Genomic DNA, 25781 nt, shown 5'->3' on the forward strand with positions numbered 1-25781 from the left:
ACCTGACAACTCGGTTATTCAAAACGGTTTCATTTATGGCAACAATCAGGGAGAATAGTTCGCATTTGCAATTCATCGTCCTTTTCCTCGACAAGCAAGAGACCGATAATGAAAGAAACCATCAGCATTCTGGGTTGTGGCTGGCTGGGCATGCCATTGGGCGAACGACTGGTGAAAGATGGCTATCCAGTCAAGGGATCAACCACCCGTGAGGAAAAGCTGGAAGCTATTTCTGCGGTTGGCATGAAGCCTTATATTATCGGTCTTTCACCAGAGCCTGAGGGTGATATTGACTCGTTTCTGGATACCGATATTCTGTTTATCAATATTCCACCCGGAAAAGGCGATGGCCAACCTCACTTTTACCTTCGCCAGATGAAAGCACTGCTTAGCCGTATTGAGCAGTCCCGGGTTAAAAAAATTATTCTGATCAGTGCCACCTCCGTTTACCCGCAAAATAACGTTGAAGTAACGGAAGACGATGCCGTTCGCATTGAGTCCCCCTTCTCTGATACTGCCTGGCTGGATATTGAGCAGCTGTTCACGGACTATGACGACCTGAAAACCACGGTGCTTCGCTTCTCAGGCCTTATTGGCGGTGAATATCAGCCAGGGCGCTACTTTTCCGGCAAAGAGCTGGGCGGCGCTGATGATCCGGTGAATGTGATACACCGGGAAGACTGTTTGCAAATCATCGGGCAGATTATTGCTAAAAATCTGTTTGGGGAAGTCTTTAACGCCTCAGCGGATGAGCACCCTACCCGTCGTCAACTCTATACCCGGTCCTGCGAAATCATGGGCATTGAGCCGCCCGTTTTTATTGACAAACCCATGCCCTATCGCCTGGTGAATTGCGATAAATTGAAGAAAGCGCTGAACTATCAGTTTGTTTATCCAGATCCATTAACAGCATTGTCTGACTAGATCTACTTCGGATATTTAATTGGCATGGTATATTCCTTGAGCGGATGGAATATACCAAAAACCATTTAGATGAGTGTAAGCCAATGAACCCCTTTTCCTTAGATCCTGACCCAGCGCCCACTTCCTTCAGAACCAGCAACACCAAAACCGTTGATCAAAGTTCATGTTTTGGCAACCGCCATGTTATTCCTGGTTCAGGTTCCAATGAACCTGCAATGAATCTGGACACCAGAGAAACTCCATTTTGCAGCAACCTGTCGCAACGCAGTATAATACTGTCGCAAATACGGTCTTTTCTTAAACCTGAGGCAAGTGAACAGGCAGCAAATATCCTGCTCGATATTATAAATATTGAATGCCAAACCCTGAGAGGCCATAAAATATATCTTCTCAGCCAGGAAGATATATCCAATTTTATTTTTGAACGCTTTAAAGTGAGGTCGAATTATCTACTACGCAAGTTTGAGAATACGTTATTCAGAAATATTAATGAGGACTTACGGACAATCTCATTATTTACGGAATTTAATATAACCACCGAAATGGCAATAAAAAGTTTTGTACATAGTGAATATTGCCCAAAAACAGCAGGTACGAATATTTTTTTCCGGGCAGGCAAATTCACTTGTGTCAATGACGAAATGGGCCGCAGCAGAAATTCTATCCTGAAAGAGAAAATTTTTGACCCTAAAACTATCAATCAACAGGGTCAGGCCTATGGTATTGGCTTATACAGTACGCCAAGTATCGCTGCCGCCAGGGGTTACCTCCATAAAGGTTATAATAAAGGAAACCCAGTCACCATACTGGCCATATTCATTAAACCAGATATAAATATCCTGTCTCTGGAAAATGACAGTCCATTTTCCTGTTTTCTGGACCACCAATATCCAATGTTTAAGAAAACAATAATGAAAGATATAAGACATGACAAATGCCATATAGAAAACTGCCTTTATATCATGCCCGCAGCAGAAACCCGATATGGTTATACATTGATTAAGTCGCCAGAAATAATCAGAAAAGTTACCCCTTATGATTACAGCTTGCTAACAAAGCTACACGTGCCTTTTAACCGTGATGAAATCAGTGGTTATAAGATGACACCACGGCCAATGTCAGCTAAGTTACAGCCTGAATATATCAAGCATGATTTCATTGAAGTAAATCCTGATTCTGACAAGTTGTATCTGCCAATTTATCGTTATGCTGCCAGAAATCGTTTTGCAACCAATAGGGAGTTCCGGGATAGCAATTGTAAACCAGAGAACCAGGAGGAGATCTGCCAAAGCAACTATAAATTCTTCACAACCATAGATGGAATCAATTATCTAATCAGGCCATCAGCTCGACCATATGAACTTTGCAGGGATTTTTCATCACCTGTATTTCATGTTCAATACAAGCTTTCAAAAAACAGGCTAACACCATCTTAATTTGTCTCTAAGGCTAACCACACTGCCAATAATGATTATTGTCGGAGCCTTTACCTTTTCGGACTCAATAATTTTATTAATGGTGGCCAGAGTTCCGGTAAAGACCCGTTGATTCCTAGTAGTACCCTGTTGAATCAAGGCTATGGGCGTCTGCGGATTCCTTCCATGATCCATTAACTCCCGGCTGATGCGGGGAAGCCCCAGCAACCCCATGTAGAACACCAGCGTTTGACCGGGGTCCAGCATTTCCTGCCAGTTCAAGGCGTAGCTGCCATCTTTCAGATGCCCGGTGACAAAGCGGACAGACTGGGCGTGATCCCGGTGGGTCAGGGGAATACCGGCATAACTGGCACAGCCGGAAGCGGCAGTAATACCAGGCACCACCTGGAAAGGAATACCCTCACTGGCCAGCGTTTCAATCTCTTCACCACCACGACCAAAGATAAAGGGGTCGCCACCCTTCAACCGCAAAACCCGCTTGCCCTCTTTGGCCAATGCGACCAGCAGGGCATTGATCTCTTCCTGGGGTCGTGTGTGTCGATCCCGCTTTTTACCAACGTAGATATAATCTGCATCCCGACGACAAAGTGCCAGAACATCTTCAGACACCAGCCGATCATGCAGCACAACATCCGCCTGCTGCATTAACCGCAGTGCTTTAAATGTCAGCAGATCTGGATCACCCGGGCCTCCGCCCACCAGATACACTTCGCCGGTTTTCTGCTCCGATGTGTTGGCCAGGGTCTGTTCAATCAAACTCCGGGCTCCCTGCAGATCACCTGTCAGCGCCTTTTCCGCAGCAGGACCTGCCAACACATTCTCCCAGAAATACCGGCGGTCATTGATCTCACTGAACCGGGCCTTGACCATATCGCGACACTCACCTGCCAGTGCCGCCAGACGGCCATATCCCCGGGGCAACAGCGTCTCCAGTTTCTGCCGCAGCAGACGGGCCAGAACCGGTGCTTTACCACCGGTGGAAAAGGCAACCACCACCGGAGAGCGATCAACAATCGCCGGCATTACCGCATTACCGGCTTGTGCGTCATCCACCACATTAACAAACAGCTGTCGCTGCTGTGCCATCCTGGCTACCTGGCGGTTAACACCCTCATCATCCGTTGCCGCAATGACCAGACAGACATCGTTCAGGTCATGGTTTTCAAAGGGCTTTTCCAGCAATTGGTGCTCACCGCTGGCAAGAAACTCACGAATTTCTGCCGATATCTCTCTGGCCACCACTCGAATATTGGCACCAGAGGCGTTGAGAAGCCTGATTTTACGCAGGGCGATATCGCCACCACCCACCACCAGACAACGCTGGTTACGTACCTGTAGAAATAATGGCAGATAGTCCATGTTTTTCTCGTTATTGATATAGCTCTGTTGACATAAGGTTGCAGGCACAAATGATGTAAGCCTGCGGTTCGCTGGCCGAACCATCTATGGGCCGAGTTTACCAGCCTACGACAGAATAAAGATAACAATATTTTCTTATCTTTTATTATTAAAAGTTATAAAAAGCCGGAAGCTGAACGGAGGATAGGGAAAAATCTGACTTCTCACTTATACGACTATAATAGTACAGTTGATAGTAAATATGACGATATAGCTTTTTATACTGTTATTGCATCACTCCGACATAACCATAAAGAGAATGCTATACAGTTCATGGCTGTTTATATCCGAATGAGACTACCCCCCTCTTTCACGGATTGAAACGCGCTTCAGGCCCCTATCATTGTTAGTCGCTTTATGACCAGTCAAACTATTGAAAACCCAGCCCCAAACAGGGACTTCCTGCGCAATCTCTGGCAATTGGCACTGCCTATCTCCCTGCAATCCATGATGTTCTCAATGCTTGGATTGATCGATATCTTCATGGTCTCCATGCTGGGTGAAACAGAAGTTGCTGCGGTCGGCATGGGCAACCGGATTTTCTTCTTTAACCTGATTCTGATCGCTGCCCTGGGCAGTGGCATGAGCATTCTGGCGGCGCAGTATATCGGTGCCCGAAATATGGATGGTTTGCGTAGGACGCTGGTTCAGACGATCATTGCCACACTGGCCATCACCACCCCATTTGCCATTGTCTACCTGCTCTTTCCAGAACAGATCATGGGCCTGATCAGTGAAGACCTCACGCTGAAGGCTCTGGGCAGCAGCTATTTATTCATCACAGCGCCCTCCTTTCTCTGCATAGCGGTCACCATCCCGCTGGAAGCCCTGCTGAGAACCAATAACGACGCAAAAACACCGACACGCATCGGTTTTATCACCATTCTTATGAATGTGCTGTTTAATTATATGCTGATCTATGGCCATTTTGGCTTTCCAGCCCTTGGGGTTGCCGGTTCGGCATGGGGGACAACCATTTCCCGGTTGATTCAGGTGGGCTTGCTTATCTATTACATCCTTGAGGTTCGCCCGGGGCTCAAACCGGTAAAAGCTGACCTGTTGCAATGCAAGAGTCGTAAACACTGGATGAAATACATCGGCATCTGTGTTCCCATGCTGATTCAGGACGGCCTCTGGTCATTTGGCCTGGTGCTTTACAACCTGATGTTTGCCCAGATGGGGGTTGTTGAGCTGGCGGTGATGAGCGCCATCTCTTCCGTTGAAGGCGTGCTGATTTCCCTGTTTATCGGGTTCGCTATCGCTACCTCAATCATACTCGGGAAGGAGCTCGGCGCTGGAGAATTTGAGCTGGCCTGGAAACAGAGCCGTTATTTTATGCTGGTCGCCCCGGCCACCGCCCTGGTAATCGGCGTTGTTACCCTGATTTTCAATGAGCAGATCGTCGGAATGTTCGGCAAATTTCAGGGTGACACCTTGAAAATGGCCAGTGAGGTGCTCATTATTGCCGGATTTGCCCTATGCATCCGGGTCATCAATCTGACCGGGATTGTTGGTGTACTGCGCAGCGGCGGCGATGTGAAAGCCACGGCAGCCATCAATATTATTGGTATGTGGTTTGTCGGTGTACCGCTGACCTGGGCAGCGGTGAATATCTGGCATTGGCCACTGCATCTGGTGTTTATCTGCGCTCTGATGGAAGAAGTGACTAAAGCAATTCTGGTCCTTTACCGGGTGCTGGCAAAATACTGGTTGAAGAATCTCACAGTTGAATGCTAAACCAATCGCCCTGGCTAGGAGGCTAAGCGTTGTTACCCATACCATTCGTCTGAGGCTTGTCGAAGTACGGTGGCACCATCCTTCGACAAGCTCAGGATGAACGGGGTGTACGGGTATTAACGCTTTTCTGCACCAGGGCGACTTGCTCATGGTCTGGATGTTTTCTGAAGAATCTCCGCCCAAAAAGAGTCCACCTTCTCGCTGATGAATTGTTCAAGATCCTCATTCATGAACCTTCTGCGAGAATCTGCAACGCCAGCAGCGCCTTCAATAATCTCCTGTTCAGAGAGTCCCTGGTTATCCGGACTGTACTGTTCCAACAATAACTCGGTGTTGCTCTCTGTCTTACCATGCCAAACTGAAAATTCAGCGTTTCCCTTTCTTAAAAGATCAAGTAATTGAGGCTCAGTTTTAAACATGTCAACAATATAATTCTGAAAATCGGCTTTATTCCTGATGCCTCTGATGAATTTTATTTCAAGTTCATCCATCACTTCCGGCTTCAGTTTACCAATTTCTCCAAAACGCTGAAAAACATGATTCTCCGGGAATTGACAAATACTTCGGGAAAATTGATTCTTGATACGCCCTCTTATCTCAGTGGATTCACTGGCTTCTACAAGAAGAGTTCCATCACTCTTGCTTGTAGTAGACATGGCTTTGTAGAGTACTGACTCATTAAAAAATAATTTTAACTTCTTCAACAAGTCGAATATCTGAACAATATCATGCCCTGCCTCCAGCTCCCGCCTGATATTAATGAAAGCCATTCTCGTTTTGATTTGATCGATGATTTCCGAAGTATGATCCTGACAATCATGGTCATAAGCAGCGTCAATCATCTCAGTGATTTCAGCACCGGTATCTGCCCGCAGATCTTCCGGGAGTGTTATCAGATGTTCCAGGATTTGTAATAAGCTCAATTTAAGCTGATTGTTTCGGTCTCTGGCTGCATTCACTTTTCCATGCAGCCTGTCTATTGCGTGGTGAAGTTCAGAATCAACGGGAAAGCTACTGTGTAATTCCTGCTGGCATCTTTGAATATTGCTTTCGATCGCAGAGGTGGCACCAGGCTGATAGTGACTTTGCCTGCCCCAACTCTGTTGGGCACGTTGAGTATGAACCCTGTTTTGACGCAGAATTTCAGGTACAGTCATTCCATCCACTAGTGTTTGTCCATTATACAAGTTAAACACAGCTTCCCGCTCGGATCTTGCAGCCTCTTCTTGTTGCCATTGATGATCACTCACGGGTAAAGAATACAAATGCGGATGACTTTCCAAAGGTTGGGCCAACCGGTGTTGCTGTTCGGGTCGTAACTGTTGCTGGCAATCTTGAATAAAATGTTCGCCCTTGTGTTCCTGCAAAAAAGAGCATTTCGGGTAAAGTCTGGCATGAACCTCATCGATGGTACTAACTCCCCACTCCTGTTGCCACTCTCCAATGGAGCCTCCGCAGGAGAAACAGAATATTTTTTTTTCATCCAGTGACAAATAAAATCCTGCATCGGATAGTCTAAGGGCATTTCTATTACCATGAGGAAAATCATCCAGGAATTCTACACACCTCGATGCATAGTGCTTAGCGAAAGAGTACATTCGCTCTGTCGCACATGCCATACGTTGGTTATAAATCGTAGCAACCGGCTCCACGTCAGAGGGCACCGTTCCAATATTATTAATTTGATGGTTATCAATGGAAACAGTTCGCTGTCGGCTACCTGATGGTGCCAGTAAATGATAGTCGCTGCCTGATGCTTGTTCGACCAATTGCGTTTGATCAGATGATGCGGCTACATTTAATGTCTCTATTTCATTAGCCAACAAAAATACTTGCTGAATACATTCATTCACATGGATCAATTTCCTGAGTTCAGCATCCTCAGGGGGAATATCGATACCAGGAAGATACACTTCGGCGCTACCCCTGAAGTTATCCATAAAAGACTGTATTTGGAGCAATGCCCTTAGCGAAGTTAATGTATGAGCATGGCCATGAATAGTAAATGCATAAGTTCTTACCGGCTGGTGTTGATGACTCTGAAAACCTGCATCCCGTGGAAATGAGCGCTCAGGGAGATCAGCACCACCAACAGCCCCCTGATCAGATAATAAATAGTTGTTCGGGCTGGCAATCGACCTTACACCGTATAGACGATAACTCGAACCATCAGTATCTGGACGGTTACTATTAATCGCCTCATTCCCATGAACAGTTCTCTGTGTAAGCTCCCCGGGTGTGATATGATCCATCATGATTCTCCTTGAGTTCATTATGACCGTTAAATATTTGAACAAAATTAATTAATAATAGTGTTTTAGATTTCAAATGTGGCTATCAAAATGGTTAGATTGACTAACCATTTTAATGATGTCCGAAAAATTTCAGGATGACACCTTGAACATGGCCAGCCTGGGTGTTGTTCTGCGCTCTGATGGAGGAAGTGTCTAAAGCGATTTTGCTGCTTTACCGGGTGCTGACAATGCACTGTTGAAGTATCTCACTATCGGGATGTTTCTCGAATAATCTTATCCCAGAACATGTCCAGCTTCTCGCTGATGAATTGGTAAAGATCTTCACGCATGAACCTTGCACGAGCATCTGCAACGTTAGCGGCACCTTCAATAATCTCCTGCTCAGAGAGCCCTGGTGTATCGGGACTGTACTGTTCCATCAATAACTCAGCGCTACTCTCTGTCTTGCCATGCCAAACTGAAAACTCAGCATTTTTCGTTATTAAAAGATTAAGTAATGCCGGATCCGTGTTAAACATGTCCATAATATAATTTTGAAAATCGGCCAGATTCATAATACCGCTGGTGAATTTTCTTTTAATTTCCGCCATCACAATTGCTGGCGGCCTGCCAACAGTGCCGTAACATTGTGGAATTTGATTCTCAGGGAATTGGCAGATACTTTGGGAAAACAGATTCTTAATGTAACCTCTTGTTTCAGTGGATTCACTGCCCGCAATAAGTAGAGTACCAGTTAACCCTCTTGTAGTAGACAATACACTGTACAGTACTGACTCGTTGTAAAATAATTTTAATTTCTTCAGCAGGTTGAATATGTGGACAACATCAGACTCAAACTCCAGCTCCCGATTGATATCAATCAAAGCCATTCGAGTCTGGATTTGATCAATGATTTCTGTTGTATGATCCTGACAATCCCGGTCGTAAGCAGCGTCAATAATCGAAGCAATTTCAGCACCTACATCTTCCGACTGATCTTCTCGAAGTGCCAGTAGATTCTGCAGGATTTGCAATAATTTTAATTTAAGCACGTAGCTTTGGTTCTGAGCAGCATTAACTTTCTCATGCAACCTGTCCATTGCATTGTGAAGAGCTGACCCAGGAAGAAAGCTACGGTGAAATGCCTGCAGACATCTTTGAACATTGCGTTTGATAGAAGAAGTGGCATCTGCCTGACTCTGTCTGTTACTACTGTTTTGGCCAGCTTGATTTTGCGCCCGTACCAATTCATGTAACGTCATTCCGTCCAATCGTGCTCGTCCTTCACGCCAGTCGGATAGAAATTTATAATAATCCACTTCTACCTGCTCTTGCTGCCATTGATACACATCCAAAGGTGAGCGATACAAATGGGGATGACTTTCCAAAGGTCGGGCTAACACACGTTGTTGCTCTTGTGTTAATTGTTGTTGACAGGCTTCGATAAACCCTTCACCTTTTTTTTCCCGCAAAAAAGAGCACTCAGGGTAAAGTCTTGCATGAACCTCATCAAGGGAGCGCACTCCCCACTCCTGTTGCCACTCTTTAATTGAACCTCCACAGGTAAAACATAACAGCCTTTTTTCCAGCAGTGATAAATAAAATCCAGCATCTGATATTTTAAAAGCACTCTTATTGCCAGCAGGAAAATCACGTATAAATCTCATTTGTCTGACTGCACCATGCAGAACGATAGAGTTTCTGCGATCGTTACTGTTTACCATATATGGGTTAAAGATTGTAGAAACCAGCCCCGCATCAGGGGCTGCGGCATGATCAGCACCATAACCAGTATTAGTGGTTGGTATCGCGGTAATATCATTAATTAACAGAAACGCATTGAACCGATCCTCTCTATTGATAATAAAGTGTTTCAGTTCAGTATTGTTAATAGGAATATCTGAACCTACATTGTATAACTCAGCACTATCACGAAAGTTTCGTAACAGTTTCCGCTCCGATAATAACGCAGCAATCGAATCAAATTGTTTATCTTCTCCATTAATATGGCCGAAATACCGGGTAGTGCTGTTAACGTCAGCAGCAGGATTTGAGCTTTCCGAAGATAGAGCAGGCTGGCAATACTGTACTGGTGTTATCTGACCACTGATTGAATTTAACCGCCTGTTTTCACGGGCAACCATTCGCTGCAAGCCACTGTGTGTTGCCGGTAAACGATAGTCATCTGACCTGTATCCACTGGCTGCTGCCTGTTCCGTCACATGTGTTTGATCCGCTGGTGTGAATACATTTAATGTTTCTATGTCATTCACCAACAAGAATACTTGCTGAACACGAGCATTCTCAAGAATCAATGTTTTGAGTGCGCTATCCTCAGGGGGGATATGGACATCAGAAAGATATCTTCCGGTACTCGCCCTGAAGTTATCCATAAAAGGCTGAATCTGGAGCAGTAACCGTAGCGACTTAAATGTTTTAGTCTGGCCATTAATGATAAATTGATAAGAACTCCCCGCCTGATTCTGGTGACTCTGAAAACCTGAAGGAAGGTCATATTCATGACCAGAGGAATCAGTATTAGCAACAGGCTGCGGGTTACCCGATAAATAATTGCCTGATGTACTGGCAATTGGCCTTACAAGGTATGACTGATATCTCGAAACAGCCGCCGCATGGGCATTATAAACATCAGATTCATCATCGCTGCCCAAATCAATAGTTGTCTCTACAGGGTCCCTCGCGGAAAGATTATTCACCACGCTCTCCTTTTGTTCATGACTACCGTAATTTTTGAACAAAGTTGATCGATGATAATACTTTAGATGTAAATTAAGAGGGTGAAATCAAACGTTCCACCCTGCTGATCTCCTAGAGAATACTAATTCCTCCCATATAGCTCTGAAGTGCTTCAGGAATATGGATACGCCCATCCTTATCCTGGTAATTCTCCAGTACCGCCACCAGAGTACGACCCACGGCAAGACCTGAACCATTCAGCGTATGAACCAGCTCAGGCTTGCCTGATTCGTTGCGGAAACGCGCTATCATTCGACGTGCCTGGAAATCAACACAGTTACTGACGGAAGAGATTTCACGGTACTGATTCTGGGCGGGCAGCCAGACTTCAAGGTCGTAGGTCTTGGCAGCCCCAAAGCCCATATCGCCACCGCACAGTGCCACAACGCGATAAGGCAGCCCCAGCTTCTGGAGAATGGCTTCTGCATGCCCTGTCATCTCTTCCAGCGCTTCATAGGACTTGTCAGGATGGACGATCTGCACCATCTCAACCTTTTCAAACTGGTGTTGACGGATCAGGCCACGGGTATCACGACCATAACTGCCCGCTTCGCTTCGGAAACAGGACGTGTGAGCCGTCAGACGAATGGGCAGTTGATCAGCTTCAACAATCTGTTCACGCACCAGGTTGGTCAGGGTAACTTCTGCCGTAGGAATCAGGAAAAACTGCTTCTGGTCAGCACCGGAATCATCATCACAGGCGGTTTTGAACAGATCTTCCCCGAATTTGGGCAGCTGGCCAGTGCCATACAGGGCTTTATCATGAACCAGCAGCGGGGTAATAACTTCTTCATAGCCGTGCTCAGTGGTCTGAACATCCAGCATAAACTGAGACAGAGCCCGGTGCAGGCGGGCAATTTTGCCACGCAGCATGGCAAACCGGGAGCCGGAAATATGAGCAGCCGCTTCGAAATCCAGGCCAAGAACTTCACCCAGATCAACGTGATCTTTGACATCAAACTCAAACTGTCGTGGCTCACCCCAGGTACGAACCAGTACGTTGTCGTTTTCGTCTTTACCTTCTGGTACAGAGCTGTCTGGCAGGTTAGGCACTTCCAGCAGCAGGTTATTCAATGCTTCCTGCAGTTCGGTCAGGGCCTGCTCATTTTCCTTGAGTTCGGCATTCACCTGATCCATGCGCTCTTTAAGCGCGGAAACATCACCGCCCTGGGCCTTGATCTTGCCAAATTCCCTGGAACCCGACTTACGTTCGCTCTGCAGCTGCTCAGTTTTAACCTGAAGCGACTTGCGACGCTCCTCCAGAGAAACCAGACGCTCAATATCCAGTTTGTAGTGCTTCTTCAACAGCTGTTCCGCCACAGCTTCAGGATTGCTGCGAACGATTTTGGGGTCTAGCATATTCCTACCAAATTAACTGATTGGACGATGGTTTTCTTATCCGGGCAGACGCTTTAAACGTTTACCATTCTTGTCACGGATAGCCTGCTGATAATACACCATGACTCTGCGACATTCGATAAAGATAATAAACAGGAAGTCAGGACCGTTAACCGTTCAGGATCACCCGTATGCCCTGATAACCCAACCAGGTACCAACCAGACACAGAGTCACACTGGCCAGCATATAAACGATTGCCTCAACCAACCGATCAGCTTGAAAAAGCCGGAAAATATCCAGTGAGAACGTAGAAAAGGTGGTTAATGCCCCCAGAAAGCCTACGGTGGCAAAATCTTTCCAGATCGCAGGAAGCAGGCTTTTCTCTACCAGGCAGTACCAGCCAATCCCGATAAGCAACGAACCAATAATATTTACCGTTAAGGTCGGTAGTGGAAACAACTGATCATTTCCGGATTTTGCATACCACTCATAAACCAGAGAACGCGCCAGTGCCCCAAGGGCTCCACCGGCTGCTACAGCAAGGTAGTTCAGCAAGTACGGGTATTGCATCAGAGCTTCCTTTCAGATGAGGGATAGAGAATTTTGAAGTCATCGCCATGAAACGGTTCTAACCATATCAAAAGGCCAGGCAACCTAAAATCAACAAGTTAAGTAATTCAGGTTGTGTGGGCCATTTGAAATTATAAATATATGATTGGATAATATAAAAACTATCGCTTTACTGTACTCTCTTCATCAAGCCGTTTCAGCCAGGCCAGCTTTTCCTTGATCTTAATTTCCAACCCGCGCTCATTCGGCTGATAATAGTCCGGCACATCCATCTCTTCGGGAAAATAGCGTTCCCCTGCCGCATAGGCATTGGGCTCATCATGGGCATAGCGATAACCAGCACCATAGCCAAGGCTGCCCATTAATTGAGTCGGTGCATTCCGCAGGTGATGAGGCACCTCATAGGATGGATGACTTTTTACATCGTCCCATGCCGCTTTCCAGGCTTTATAAACGGCATTACTTTTTGGTGCACAGGCGCAATAGACCGTTGCATGGGCCATGGCCAACAGTCCTTCCGGTGCCCCCAGCCGCTCAAATGCCTGCCAGGCATTAATAACAATCTCCAGTGCTCTCGGGTCAGCATTGCCAATATCTTCACTGGCAATAGCCACCAGCCGACGAATCACGTAGAGAGGATCCCCTCCCCCATCAACAATTCGAGCGGCCCAGTAGAGTGCGGCATCGGGATTAGAGCCGCGAACGGACTTATGAAAGGCTGAAATGGTATCGTAAAACGCGTCACCGCCTTTATCGAAACGTCGCCCGGTATCGGCAAGAATGGCCTGAACCGCCTCAGACGTGATAATGCCGTTCTCAGCCAGATCCGATGCAACCTCCAGAGTGTTGAGCGCCTTGCGACCATCGCCGTCAGAATAGCGAATCAGAATATCCCTGGCGCTTTGCTCCAGCTGAATCCCCTTGCCGCCCAGGCCTCGTTCTTCATTGGTCAAAGCCTGGTCCACAAGTTGGCCAATGGCCTCTTCCCCCAGCGGCTTAAGTACGTAGACCCTGGCCCTTGAGAGCAATGCATTGTTAAGTTCAAACGATGGGTTTTCGGTGGTGGCCCCGATAAAAATAACGGTACCGTCTTCTATATGAGGCAGGAATGCATCCTGTTGCGACTTGTTAAACCGGTGAACCTCATCCACAAACAGCACTGTTTTCCGCTGGTAAAAACGCTGTTCATCCTTTGCCCTTGCTACCGCTTCCCTTATGTCTTTAACCCCGGAAAGCACGGCAGAGAGGGTTTCAAAATGGGCATCGGTTTTTGTCGCAATCAGTCTTGCCAGCGTTGTCTTGCCAACGCCGGGCGGCCCCCAGAAAATCATGGAGTGGAGCATACCCTGCTCCAGCGCTTCCCGCAGGGGCTTGCCTCTGGCAAGAATATGTTCCTGGCCCAGGTATTCATCGAGGACTCCGGGGCGCATCCTTGCCGCCAGGGGTTCATAGCGACCGGAAGCAGGGGCATCAAAGAGTGAGGTCATACCCTGCTCTCATCAATAATATCAAAACCGGCCTTCTCTAATGTCTGCAGGTCAGGTTCAAACAGTGTATTGTCCACCGGTTGATTGAGGTTCACCCGGGTAAAGTCAATTCGTCGCTTACCACCGAGAGAGTCCACAATCGTGATGGCTGAAATCTCCTCCCTGGAAAAATGGATCTCCAGCCTTTCAAAAAGATCGGACGCTTTACCGGGTTTCAGGGTATAAACCACCTCCGGACCATAGTTCATACGAGTCACCGCGTACTCCATCAGAAACTCACTGGCATCGCCGCTCAGTAGCTGCACGGCGGTCGGTCCTGACTGATTGTCCATCTTTTTAATCACCACCTGCTTAAAGTCAGGATCAAGCATCCAGAGCTTGCCATCTTTAGCAATAATCTCCTGGTTAAACGGTGAAGTGATATGCCAGCGGAACTGATTTGGCCGCTTAAGTTGCATACTCCCCTTCTCAACTTTGGAGCGTCCGCTTTTATCAATGGTACTTTGAGAAAAATTGGCACTGACCGTATTCATGGCCTGCAGCTTTTTAGCCAGCGCATCAGCGGCTTTCTGATCATGCTTTATACTGGCCGGCGTATTGCTCTGTGCCCTGGCCAGCATGGATGAATGAGTTGACGCCTGCTCAGCAGACCAGACTGGCATGCTGATGGCAAAAACCATTGGTAAAACAGTCAATAACGGCGTTTTCTTGATCATAAACAGGAACTTAATCAGGATAATTAATGCTTGGGCGGTGGTGAAGCAATCACTTCACGATTGCCGTTAGTCAATGCCGGGCTGACAACACCTGCCGCCTCCATGGCTTCAATCATTCGGGCCGCCCGGTTATAACCTACCTTCAGCTGCCTTTGAACCGAAGAAATGGACGCCCTGCGCGACTCGGTAACAAAAGCCACGGCTTCATCGTAAAGAGGATCCTGCTCATTGTTATCCAGCCCGCCGGAAAATGCACTGCCTTCAGAACTCTCACTGACACCATTGAGAATCTCTTCAACAAAATCCGGCGTTCCCCGCAGCTGCCAGTCAGCCACCACCCGATGTACTTCATCGTCAGCAACAAAAGCCCCGTGAATTCGGACAGGAACACTGGTTCCCGGGGGTAGATAGAGCATGTCACCGTGGCCCAGTAACTGCTCAGCGCCACCCTGGTCGATAATGGTTCGGGAGTCAATCTTGCTGGATACCTGGAAACTGATGCGGGTAGGAACGTTGGCCTTAATCAGACCGGTAATCACATCCACGGATGGGCGCTGCGTGGCCAGAATCAGATGAATACCCGCTGCCCGAGCCTTTTGGGCAATACGGGCAATCAGCTCTTCAACCTTTTTACCAACAATCATCATCATGTCGGCAAATTCATCAACCACGACCACGATAAAGGGCAGCGTGCCTAACTCTGGTGCCACATCTTCCGCTGATACCGGCTGATAGAAGGGATCCCGGTGCGGCTCCCCTCTTTCCAGGGCATCTTTCACCTTGCGGTTATAACCGGCAATGTTACGAACCCCCAGATGTGCCATCAGCTTGTAACGACGCTCCATCTCGGCAACACACCAGCGCAGGGCATTGGCTGCCTCTTTCATGTCCGTCACTACCGGTGCCAGAAGATGCGGAATGCCATCATAGATGGACAACTCCAGCATTTTCGGGTCAATCATGATCAACCGCACATCTTCCGGGCTGGACTTGAACAGCATGGACAGGATCATGGCATTGATACCGACGGACTTACCGGAACCCGTGGTACCGGCCACCAGAAGGTGCGGCATTTTAGCCAGGTCAACAATCACCGGCTGACCGGAAATATCATGTCCCAGGGCAAGGCTGACCGGAGACTGGGCGTCATCAAAAGCCCTGGATGAAATAATTTCGCTATAGAAAACGGTTTCTCGGTCATCATTGGGAATCTCAATCCCCATTACTGACTTTCCGGGAATCACTTCCACCACCCGGACACTGACCACTGCCAGAGAACGGGCCAGGTCGCTGGCCAGGTTGGTAATTTTACTGGCCTTGGTACCGGGTGCCGGTTGAATCTCAAAACGGGTGATAACCGGCCCTGGATGGACAGCAACCACTTGGACATCGACACTGAAGTCTTTCAACTTCAGTTCCAGCAACCGGGACATGGCATCCAGAGACTCTGGACTCATGGCCTTGCCGGAGGGGCGGGCTTCATCGAGCAACGAAACGGTTGGTAAACTTCCCTGCGGGGTATGTTCCACCAGAGGTGGCGTTTTCTCCCTCGCTGGAGGAGGGACTATTACCGGCTTTGGCTTTTCGGCTCTCTTCTCAACCACCGGTGGAGCCGGTGGCATAGAGTCTTCCTGCAGCTTTAATGCAGGCTCCTGCACCGGTGACAGCTCGCTTTGCTCAGGCTCAGGCTCACGCTGCTTTCTGGCGGTCAGCTTATCCTGCAAGTCAAAATACAGCGCAATCAACTTTTCTTTGCAGTAAACGGCGAAGCGCAGGCTCCAATAGCCGACACTGTCCATCAAACGAAACCAGGAAAGATCGGTATAAAGTGTCACGCCGAGGAGAAACAGCGCCATCAGCAGCAGTGTACTGCCGGTGACATTAAAGGCTGGCAGGAACAGATGAATAAGCAGCTCACCAATAATCCCGCCGCTGGACGAGGGAAACAGTTCACTCAACCCATGATAATGGAGTGAAGCCAGGGCAGCCCCTGAAGCAATGGACAGAATAAAACCCATACTGCGAATCAGCAGTAACCAGGAATTCCATTCATCCGCTTCATGCCGGTAGCGAAAAACCCGGATCGCCTTGATCACCAGGATAACCGGCACCATCCAAGCCAGAAACCCAAACAGGGTTAGCAGCAAATCCGCTGACCATGCCCCGAATCTGCCGGCACTGTTAGCAATATCCCTGACCGGGCCAACATGAGACCAGCCGGGATCGACCTTATCATAACTGGCCAGTGCCAATGCCAGAAAAGCGGCCAGTACCAGCCAGCCAAACATAATGCCTTCACGCACTCGTGATGAGAGCGTTTCCGCCGCTGCTGCGCCCCGGATTGTACGCTTGCACCGTCGTATGGAAACAGGCTCTTGTGATTGATCACTATCCGGTTGATGACTCTTATCCGGCTGATGACTCTTTTTGCTTACGGACCCTGCCATTCGGCTCCCTGAGATAACTGATTATAAACACAGTAGTTTAACCCGAGAAGATAACACGAGCCCTTAACTGCGGACAATCCTGCATCCATTCTTATACAAAGAACAAACATCGACCAATGAGGTAAAAATGAACAGTTTTTGTAGCCCCGGATCTGCTTGCAGGGTATTTTAGAGCGCTGTTTCTTTTCAGGCAGCGCCCTTCAAGGCCAATCCCCCATGTTTCGACCATCCTTTCTTGACTTCTCACAGCGAATGAGCCGCAACCCGGCTGTTTCAATGGGTCTATTGTTGATCACCCTGACCTGCAGCATCCTGTTCTCCCCTATTGTCATGGAGTACCAATCCATTGGGGTCACCCTGTTTTCCTGCCTGATGATTGCCAGCCTGGTTCTGACCCTCGGATCGCTGACGGAAAACAGTCCAAAAATCCGTCTCTGGTTAGAGATCACCGGCACCACTATCGTGATACTCAGGGCGGTGGTTGAGTTCCCAAACCCGCCAAACTGGCTCCCCTTCTTCACCTTAATAGCCAGCATGCTGTTCCACCTGGGCATGATGCTGATGCTTATCGGGCACCTGTTCAGCATTAAGCCACAGGCCGAGAAACTATTAGCGGCGATTAACTTCTATTTACTGACGGGCATCACGTTCAGTTATCTTTATTTACTGGTGAACCTGATTACCCCCGGGGCATTTGATCTTGCCAATCAGGGTATTTCCAGCTGGCCGGATTATCTCTACTTCAGTTTTGTCACCCTGACTACGCTGGGTTATGGTGACATTCTGCCCCTCAGCCCTCTGGCACAGGGCCTGGTATCTCTCGAAGCGATTGTGGGTGTATTGAGTCCGACAGTAATGATTGCCCGGTTTGTTGGGAAATAAGACAAACCTGGTTTCGGTGGCAGCGGATAAACTGCCATCGACAGGGCTTATACGAGGGAAAATTCAATGAGACTCTGCTGGAAACTCACCGGCAAACATTCTCTACATAGCTGCCGAAACATCACTGTGCTCTCATCATGTCTGCCAGCTGTAAGTAGCGGTCACTGTTATGGAGCCCATTCAGCAAACGCTCCGGTACCGCCTCCAGCCCATTCATCGCTCCCAGAAGCACACCCGTTAAGGCAGCCCTGGCCATATTGTTGCCGCCTCCATTAATGGCAGACAAAACACCCTGCTCAAACTGGTCAGGGTAGCGGTGCATCAGGTAGTAAGCACAGGGAAGCAGGTGAACAAGCTGGCAATCCATGCCATAAACCTGACTGATATGCAGGGCCGGTTCTATACGAACGGTCTCTGGTTGCCAGGCCACCTGTCCATTCCCGGGAGTCAGTAGATGGTCGTAACGCTGTATTGCCGACATCACATCTGAGCATTTTGCCATAGCCGCTAAACAGGCCGGTAATTTGGTCAGCGGAACGCTGTTGACCATGGCCTGAACAACCAGGGCAAATACCAGTGTATTCTGCCGTATAAAAGGCTCCCGATAGAATGTCTGCAGCAGTTGACCAGCAGCGTCTACCAGCTCAACCGGGTCATCAATCGCCAGGGCCAGAAGGGATACAAACTGTGCTCCCTCGGTTGTGTCACAACCCGAAGCAATCCCGGAATCCCCCCAATGTAACCCCGTGCGGCGTGCCCTGATCAGGTCCACCATCAATTCATCAGTATAGCGCCCGGAAAAGGACTCACCGGACAATGGCGCAAAGAAATCATCAAGCCGGGCAAGGAAATCTGTCAGTACAAAGCCATCACAATGGGCCAGAGACTCAAGCAGCAATACGATCACCTGGCCCGTCTGGGAAACGTCGCCTGCCCTGACACCCTGCTGATAACGGAAATGACTGATATTGGCAAAACCATGGCAGCCATTAACTGCCGGGTCCTGATAAGTATCAATCCAGGGGCCATAATCCTGAGCCAGTTGATCCAGGTCATAATACCAGTGGGTGCCGACGCCCAGGGCATCACCAATGAGCAGGCCAGCCACCCCACCCTTTATCCGGCTCAGTTTATCAATGTTTGAAGGGTATGATCTGATGGTCGATGTCGAAGTCATAGCAAGCCCACATTGCAAACCGTATACACCCCATGAACATAGCTGAATTTAGCGACCACCGCAGTGTATTCGCTGCCATTTCACACAGGGGCATTCAGAATGGTGATACCAAACTAATACGAATATATACGACTATTTAATTGCATTAGTCGGCGTATTGTTGCCTGAAGTCCACACTATTTATATGAGAATAAGCCCATGGAATCCGTACACGGTCACAATGTACTGAATATGATCAGAGAGCAGGAAGCTGCGCTGAGTAAAGAGGCGCTCCTCACAGCAATGTCAGCAGAGTTTGGTGAAGAAGCCCGATACCACACCTGCTCCGCACAGGAACTGACAGCAGCAGAACTGGTTGATCAGTTTGTTGGGAAAGGTAAGTTGATTGAAACCAGTGAAGGCATTCAATACATTGGTTGCAACTGCCATTGTCATTAAAAAAAGCCCGTTTACGGGCTTTTTTTAATCTGAGTTTTTCTGAGCAGAAAACAAAAAACCGGTCACAAGAACCGGTTTCAAAATTTTATTGTTGTTGCCTGTCTCATCTTTGTGGCCTTTGTGTCACCTCCCCCGCGACGTAAAGGCCTTTTCTGGAGAAATCCCCCCATCTCTTTCCCCTTCAGGCGTAAGCCATAATACGTATTGTTTTTTCTGACATATTGACCTGAATCAATATTACATCATCCATCGCATAAACTCCTGATTGCTTCAGGGTAAACTCCACTTTTTATCGAGTTAATGCTTCATGGTTTAGCTGGGAAAAATCTCTCTGTAAGATGGAGGTGGCGGCTGAAGCTCTAACTGCGAGCTTATAACCGTCACGTAAGATGGAGGTGGCTCTGGCAACAAATGATTAGACTCCAGGCTGATAACCGTCAATGCCTGGTCTGATCCCGTCTGCTTTGAATCGTTGTGCATAGGCAAGGGCTGAACCGCCACGATGGACTCTCTCCCTGGTTGCGGGGCTGTTCTGCTAATTGAAAGATCAATGTGAACAGGAGCAGCCTCCCGAGACATTATACCGCAGCAGCCACCATATTTAGCATCGAAATAGGCACCTATTCCAAGGATTGCGAAAATACCGACACCCGAACCAGCAAGAGCACCGAAACACACTTTAGCCACCATGGTGCCTTCTAAGGGTAAGCACGAACCAATCACCGCACCGGTAGAAGTTGCACCGGCCCAGGTCAGGCCGAGGCATGATGAACGGCAATTATCATTTTCTAAAGTACAGCCAGGATTATTAATGTAACCATTCGCTCCTGACGGTGTAGCAGGCAAGCTTTGCATTTTGGATCAATCTGAAAGTAGTTAACGATAGTTATTTTAAAATCGAGTTCTTTTAAAATCGCTGATTATCAGCAGCTATTTCACTGCTTGAACACATTCGACCTGTAAAATCGACCTGTAAAATCACTCATAGTTCCGGATAAAGATCATCAGGTGCGGATAAGTCCGTGAACATAAGCCCAATTTGAAGAAAATGGCACTCGACCTTTAATTTAAAGGCACAATTTCAAGCCCGAAAGATGGTGTTGTTCCCGGGTCCAGCGAATTATCTTCAGTGCCAATGGAAATATTGAAGCGTAGTCGTGACTCGCTGATCCCCTGCTCATTTAAATGCTGAACAATATTCTCTTGCAGTACTTCCATTTTGTTCTGCCAGGTATCCAGCTCTGCCAGGGTCTCGGGTACCGTGCTGTGAATGATAAGCAGAGCATTCATTGATGAGTCAATGTTCATATTTGTAACAAATGAGGCCAGATCAGAACTTTTTTCAATCCCGGATTTACCGGGTTCCAGCCTGAAGACATTGTTGCCAGCATCCTGTTCGATTGTACGTTCCATCTCATAGTCATGGGGCTTAAAGATATCCACCAATGTATAAATGCGTCCATTGCCCCGACGCACCGCGTAGACCGTATAGAAAGCATTCAGCTTTTTCCCAATATAAAAAGCTTGTTCCTTATCCTGACCATAGAGCGTGGAAATATCGAAGACATCGTTAGCCCAGAAATTACTGGCACCACAGGAAAAACTGCGGCATTCAAACAGCGTCTCAACACCCTCCCCTTGCAACAGGCTGACATAAAATTCATAGCCCTGATTGCTGCTGTGCCCGGGCGGCAGAAAGTAGAGGTCCCTGATCAGGTGCCCGTCAAGCCACTGAGCGCCATCCGAGGTAACAACGCCGTTGACCCGCTTCATCCGATTGGTAATGATCGGGTGGTTCTGTCGGTTCTCATCGATGGCAAGCTCTATGCGGGCATTAGGATACGCTGGAAGTCCCGACGCATAGGTTGAAGCGCCAATTACCAGGCAAAGCAGGGTACTGATTATTTTGCAGGCAATGGTTAAAGAGCCAGATTTAAGAGTCTTCAGTAGACCCGGGATATCCACAATCACTTTATTCATGAAACACCATCCAAGTCTTCCCCCAACGACGTTTCAGACTATCATAATTTACTGCCTAAAACAGAGTTAACTATATTGGCAATCGCTTCCACCTGATCGTCCATGTGAAGATGATGGTTGCCACTCATCGGGTGAAAATGAATATTTGGCAGCTTATGATGATACTGGTTAATAGCGTCACTGATCGGACCAATGTCAACATAGACCATATGAGCATTACAGGTTATCTGCCGGGGAAATGCCAGGGTCTGCTCAAGGGAAAAACGGGTGGGAGATCCCAGCTTTAAACGGGGATCTGCCGTCCAGATCCAGTCATCTCCATCCTGAATAATAGATCGATCCACCAGCAGTTCTGACGATTGCCTGGAAACTTTGAACTGGCCCATGGCCCTGGCCCGAACGGCCAGCTCCTTCGATCGATAGCGGGTCACTGGCAGCTGATCAACCGGTGTTCTGCGTTGATTGATATAGTTCGCCAGTGCTTGAGGAGCATCTTCAGGGTTTCTTGGCCAGGGGAAAAGCCCGTCAATAGCTACCAACCCGGCAACCTGATCTTTCAGCACGGAGCCCGCTGCCATCGCACTGACCACACCGCCCATGGAATGCCCAAGCAAACCAAACCGTTCAAGTTGCAATGACTCAGCGATATAAACCAGATCTTCAACGTAGTGCCAAACATCATAACTGAACCACGCGGGACGATGTTGAGAAAGACCATGGCCCGCCTGGTCCACAGCTATCAGCCTGATGCCCTCTAACTTTGGGGCCATGGGAGTGAAACTGGCCGCATTATCCAGCCACCCATGAAGTGCGATCACCGGAACACCCTCAGGGTCCCCCCACTCCAACGCAGCAAATGTTAAATGCGGTGTTTGAATGTTCAGCTCCCTTGGATACATCGTAGACTCCTTGCAATTCAAAGTATTGACTTATTTAGGAAAGAAGTAAGGCCGAATGGCTGACCATTGCAATCACAGCCAATCTATCAGAGAAATCGTGAATGTTAACACAGGGAAGCAACAAAAACAGAAACCCCGTAAAAACGGGGCGGAACTACTGTCAGACAGCACAGAGCGATTTTAATTGTTATTGGAGTGGTATATATTCTTTTTCCTTTAGCGGCAGGGAATCCGGTCCCGCCTTTTTTGTTTTTGCTGCGACCTGCTGACTTCGGCAACCCGCTACAGGAGTGACTACAGAATACGTATTTCCCGCACACACTTTATTGATCCAGATCAAAAAATAAGAACATTGTCGCTTAAAGCACAACCGTGATTATTGCACGAACAGGCTCTCAGTCCTTCGCCTTGACGTCTGATGTCTCCAAGCATCCCGTTACTTTCAGTTCTTTATGACCTTAATGAGCATAACAGTTATGATTGGATAATATAAAACCAATAAGTTATAGGATGCTGACTCACGCAGCACCCTCTTCAGACTTGGGCTCAAACATTGGGGGAAGCAAAGGCATCGCCATCGCCTGATGGACCAGCGCCATAATATCCATGTCACCAAGGCGATGAAGGACCGCAATATCGTCCAGTACATAATACAATGGCTGCAAAATATCGATCCGGTAGGGCGTTCTCAGTGCTGTCAGTGGGTCAAAGGCGGTTCTGACGGGAATATCACTCTCCAGGGCATAGGCCGTTTCACCGAAGCTGGAGAGAATTCCACCGCCATAAATACGCAACCCCCGGGAGGTATTCAATAAGCCAAACTCAACCGTCATCCAATAAAGCCTGGCAAGGTAAACCCGCTCTTCTTTGCTGGCAGCCAGACCGAGCCTGCCATAGGTTTCCGTAAAGTCAGCAAAATCCTGATTGGTCAGCAGAGGGCAGTGACCAAATATTTCATGAAAAATATCCGGTTCCTGCAGATAATCCAGCTCATCTCTGACGCGGATAAAGGTGGCAACCGGGAATTGTTTGTCGGCTAAAAGCTTAAAAAAACGATCAAAGGAGATCAGCGCCGGCACCCTGGCAACCCCCCAGCCGGTTTTACCGTTAAGCACACGGTTTATTTCATCCAGTTGTGGAATGCGCTCTGACGGCATGGCCAGTTCTTCGATGCCGTCCATGTATTCATCACATGCCCGACCTTGCAATAACTCAATCTGTCGGTGATACAGAATACTCCAGGTTTCATGCTCCTCATCTGTATATTCAATAAAGCCTGACTCGTCAGGCTTTCTGGCCTGATATTTGGATGACTTCATAAAACTCTCCCCGGCCTTGCAGCAAGGTAGTGAATCACTACCCCACCGGATTGATGGTTCATTCCCCTGAAAAGCCCTGTAATAGAACCTGTTCCATAAGAAAACCCGACGGATTGGTGATCAGTCAGATCAGAGAAAAAGCTACAACACCCCTCTTCTCATCTGATCCCTTTCCATGCTTTCAAACAGCGCGGTAAAGTTACCCTCACCAAACCCTTCATCCCCTTTGCGCTGGATGATCTCAAAGAAAATCGGGCCAATGGCGGTTTCAGTGAAAATCTGTAACAGCAATCCACCCTCCTCAGTAGGTGCACCGTCCATAAGGATGGCACTGGCTTTCAACTTATCAACATCTTCCTGGTGCCAGGGCAGCCTTTCAGAGAGCATCTCGTAATAGGTGTCCGGTGGCGGGGTCAGAAAGGCGGCACCGTTGCCCCGCATCGCCGGTACCGATTGATAGATATCTTTGGAGTACAGCGCGATATGCTGGATACCCTCGCCATTATATTGGTGCAGATACTCTTCAATCTGGCTCTTGTCATCAGAAGATTCATTGATGGGAATTCTGATCTTCCCACAGGGACTGGTCATTGCCCTGGATTTCAACCCGGTCAACTTGCCTTCAATATCAAAATATCGAATCTCACGGAAGTTAAAAATATCCTCGTAGTAAGATGCCCACTTATCCATATTGCCCCGCTGGACATTGTGGGTAAGATGATCGATAAAGGTCAGGCCGACACCTTCAGGTTCCTGATCAACGCCCTCAACAGGAACGAAGTCCACATCATAAATCGACCCTTTGTCGCCATATCGGTCAACCAGATAAATCAGGCAGCCACCGATGCCCACAATGGATGGGATATTCAGCTCCATGGAACCACTCTGGGTTGGCCCGGGTTGACAGCCCAGTTTGAGCGCCCTCTCATAGGCAAACGCCGCATCTTCTACCCGAATGGCAAATGCACAGGCACAAGGGCCATGCTCCCGGGCAAACTTCTGGGCAAATGAGTCAGGCTCGCTGTTAACGATAAAGTTAATTCCCCCCTGGCGATAGAGTGTCACCTCTTTGGATCGGTGGCGCGCTACCGCAACAAATCCAAACTGTTTGAAGAGGCTTTCCAGTGCCAGCGCATCCGGCGCTGCGTATTCGACAAATTCAAACCCGTCGGTTCCCATCGGGTTTGTGCTGGTAATCTTTGACATTTTGTTCGTTGTCATGCTTCGTCCTCTTTTACAGTCCAGCCACAGTATAGAAAAAGTATACGATCGCCCTGATGCAAAAGCCTTGCGATATGCAGCCTCATTACGCAAGATGATACAAAAGGTTTGCATCAGATGAATTGGCGGAGCCATCAAACCGGGCTTACACTACCTGAAAGCAGCCAGTTATGTCGGGATCCTGCCAATAAATTCGGCAGCAGCCCTGATTGCCGGAGGTTGTTAATGAAAGAAGTGCATTATTCCGGTTAGAGAAGATGCTTAATCCGGGTCTGTCTGCATTGATCAGAAGTGTGGCCAACAACACAGCGAGGGATCGGATGGCGAGCAGAAATGTATTGGATACCTACGACATCAGACTTTTGTCTGCACTCCAGAAGAATGATGCGCTATCCCTGCAATGTCTTGCAGAGCTGGTCAGCCTCTCTGCATCACAATGCTCCCGCCGTATCAGTCGGCTGAAGGCAAAAGGCTATATACAAAAACAGGTGACTTTACTGAACCCGCAGGCGGTTGGCCTGGATGTTGAAGCCTTTATCACGGTTTCCCTGGATAACCATACCCCGGACTCTGCAACCCATTTCAAAGAGGCCATTCTGGACATGTCTCCGGTTATGGAGTGTCATGCCATCACTGGCAGTGATGGCGATTACCTGTTAAAGGTGGTGGCCAAAAATCAGCACGCACTCTCTTTTTTCCTGATGGAAGAACTGATGAAAATTCCCGGTATCAGCCAGATCAAAACGGCCCTGGCTCTCTCTGCCATTAAATCCACCACGGTACTGCCCCTCAGCTTATAGAGTCTTTTATGGAGTTCCCG

At 48.1% G+C, this 25781-nt stretch carries 20 protein-coding genes; 6 read left to right on the forward strand and 14 right to left on the reverse strand.

All coding sequences use genetic code 11. The annotated features are described in order from the left end of the window. Nucleotides 1–108: 108 nt before the first annotated feature. Together ACO6UX_RS03845 and ACO6UX_RS03850 are read left to right on the forward strand one after the other, a co-directional pair. On the forward strand, nt 109–924 hold the full coding sequence (locus tag ACO6UX_RS03845; RefSeq protein WP_422445021.1) for a hypothetical protein: 816 nt from the start codon (nt 109–111) through the stop codon (nt 922–924). Between the two features lie 44 nt (nt 925–968). Then, entirely contained in the window at nt 969–2360 is a 1392-nt protein-coding gene (locus ACO6UX_RS03850) for a hypothetical protein (protein ID WP_422445023.1), read from the forward strand. On the opposite strand, the gene cysG is transcribed toward ACO6UX_RS03850, so the two are convergent. Next, the gene (gene cysG, locus ACO6UX_RS03855) at nt 2346–3719 is read right to left on the reverse strand and encodes a siroheme synthase CysG (RefSeq protein WP_422446133.1); all 1374 of its coding nucleotides are present in this window, start codon (nt 3717–3719) and stop codon (nt 2346–2348) included. The genes ACO6UX_RS03850 and cysG overlap by 15 nt on opposite strands. Nucleotides 3720–4115: 396 nt before the next feature. Here cysG and ACO6UX_RS03860 point away from each other — a divergent pair, with 396 nt between their 5' ends. Next, nucleotides 4116–5495 carry an MATE family efflux transporter gene (locus ACO6UX_RS03860; RefSeq protein ID WP_422445025.1) on the forward strand — a complete coding sequence of 460 codons (1380 nt, stop codon included), beginning with the start codon at nt 4116–4118 and terminating at the stop codon, nt 5493–5495. A gap of 146 nt (nt 5496–5641) precedes the next feature. Here ACO6UX_RS03860 and ACO6UX_RS03865 read toward each other — a convergent pair whose 3' ends face one another. The 7 genes from ACO6UX_RS03865 to ACO6UX_RS03895 all read right to left on the reverse strand — a co-directional run bounded on the left by ACO6UX_RS03865 (nt 5642) and on the right by ACO6UX_RS03895 (nt 17045). Then, nucleotides 5642–7792: a hypothetical protein gene (locus ACO6UX_RS03865; RefSeq protein WP_422445027.1), complete on the reverse strand. Its 2151-nt coding sequence runs from the start codon at nt 7790–7792 to the stop codon at nt 5642–5644. 206 nt (nt 7793–7998) lie between these two features. Continuing rightward, the gene (locus tag ACO6UX_RS03870) at nt 7999–10446 is read right to left on the reverse strand and encodes a hypothetical protein (protein ID WP_422445029.1); all 2448 of its coding nucleotides are present in this window, start codon (nt 10444–10446) and stop codon (nt 7999–8001) included. A 112-nt stretch (nt 10447–10558) separates the two neighbouring features. Continuing rightward, on the reverse strand, nt 10559–11845 hold the full coding sequence (gene serS, locus ACO6UX_RS03875) for a serine--tRNA ligase (RefSeq protein WP_422445031.1): 1287 nt from the start codon (nt 11843–11845) through the stop codon (nt 10559–10561). A 148-nt stretch (nt 11846–11993) separates the two neighbouring features. Then, the gene (gene crcB, locus ACO6UX_RS03880) at nt 11994–12395 is read right to left on the reverse strand and encodes a fluoride efflux transporter CrcB (RefSeq protein ID WP_422445033.1); all 402 of its coding nucleotides are present in this window, start codon (nt 12393–12395) and stop codon (nt 11994–11996) included. 161 nt (nt 12396–12556) lie between these two features. Then, nucleotides 12557–13882, reverse strand: coding sequence for a replication-associated recombination protein A (locus ACO6UX_RS03885; protein WP_422445035.1), 1326 nt, complete (start codon nt 13880–13882; stop codon nt 12557–12559). Continuing rightward, nucleotides 13879–14598, reverse strand: coding sequence for an outer membrane lipoprotein chaperone LolA (gene lolA, locus ACO6UX_RS03890; RefSeq protein WP_422445037.1), 720 nt, complete (start codon nt 14596–14598; stop codon nt 13879–13881). Before lolA ends, ACO6UX_RS03885 begins: the two co-directional genes overlap by 4 nt. Before the next feature lie 23 nt (nt 14599–14621). Beyond that, entirely contained in the window at nt 14622–17045 is a 2424-nt protein-coding gene (locus ACO6UX_RS03895) for a DNA translocase FtsK (RefSeq protein ID WP_422445039.1), read from the reverse strand. 216 nt (nt 17046–17261) lie between these two features. Between ACO6UX_RS03895 and ACO6UX_RS03900 the strand changes: the two genes are divergently transcribed. Then, nucleotides 17262–17927 (forward strand): potassium channel family protein, encoded by a 666-nt coding sequence (locus ACO6UX_RS03900; protein WP_422445041.1) that lies wholly within the window; start codon nt 17262–17264, stop codon nt 17925–17927. Between the two features lie 121 nt (nt 17928–18048). Here the strand turns inward: ACO6UX_RS03900 and ACO6UX_RS03905 are convergent, their stop codons facing one another. Then, nucleotides 18049–19104, reverse strand: coding sequence for an ADP-ribosylglycohydrolase family protein (locus tag ACO6UX_RS03905; protein ID WP_422445043.1), 1056 nt, complete (start codon nt 19102–19104; stop codon nt 18049–18051). Nucleotides 19105–19302: 198 nt separating this feature from the next. Here ACO6UX_RS03905 and ACO6UX_RS03910 point away from each other — a divergent pair, with 198 nt between their 5' ends. Continuing rightward, nucleotides 19303–19542, forward strand: coding sequence for a YecH family metal-binding protein (locus ACO6UX_RS03910; RefSeq protein ID WP_163372612.1), 240 nt, complete (start codon nt 19303–19305; stop codon nt 19540–19542). 312 nt (nt 19543–19854) lie between these two features. Here the strand turns inward: ACO6UX_RS03910 and ACO6UX_RS03915 are convergent, their stop codons facing one another. The 5 genes from ACO6UX_RS03915 to hppD form a co-directional block, all read right to left on the reverse strand. Next, nucleotides 19855–20397, reverse strand: coding sequence for a hypothetical protein (locus tag ACO6UX_RS03915; protein WP_422445045.1), 543 nt, complete (start codon nt 20395–20397; stop codon nt 19855–19857). A gap of 207 nt (nt 20398–20604) precedes the next feature. Beyond that, nucleotides 20605–21522 (reverse strand): DUF4892 domain-containing protein, encoded by a 918-nt coding sequence (locus ACO6UX_RS03920; protein WP_422445047.1) that lies wholly within the window; start codon nt 21520–21522, stop codon nt 20605–20607. A gap of 41 nt (nt 21523–21563) precedes the next feature. After that, complete coding sequence (locus tag ACO6UX_RS03925; protein WP_422445049.1) at nt 21564–22421, reverse strand: alpha/beta fold hydrolase; 858 nt, start codon at nt 22419–22421, stop codon at nt 21564–21566. Between the two features lie 518 nt (nt 22422–22939). Further along, nucleotides 22940–23740 (reverse strand): phenylalanine 4-monooxygenase, encoded by an 801-nt coding sequence (phhA, locus tag ACO6UX_RS03930; RefSeq protein ID WP_422445051.1) that lies wholly within the window; start codon nt 23738–23740, stop codon nt 22940–22942. 141 nt (nt 23741–23881) lie between these two features. Further along, nucleotides 23882–24961: a 4-hydroxyphenylpyruvate dioxygenase gene (hppD, locus tag ACO6UX_RS03935; RefSeq protein ID WP_422445053.1), complete on the reverse strand. Its 1080-nt coding sequence runs from the start codon at nt 24959–24961 to the stop codon at nt 23882–23884. 320 nt (nt 24962–25281) lie between these two features. Between hppD and ACO6UX_RS03940 the strand changes: the two genes are divergently transcribed. Next, nucleotides 25282–25761, forward strand: coding sequence for an Lrp/AsnC family transcriptional regulator (locus ACO6UX_RS03940; RefSeq protein ID WP_422445055.1), 480 nt, complete (start codon nt 25282–25284; stop codon nt 25759–25761). Nucleotides 25762–25781: the final 20 nt, after the last annotated feature.

This window comes from Endozoicomonas sp. ALB091 (assembly GCF_049310265.1).
Classification (GTDB): domain Bacteria; phylum Pseudomonadota; class Gammaproteobacteria; order Pseudomonadales; family Endozoicomonadaceae; genus Endozoicomonas.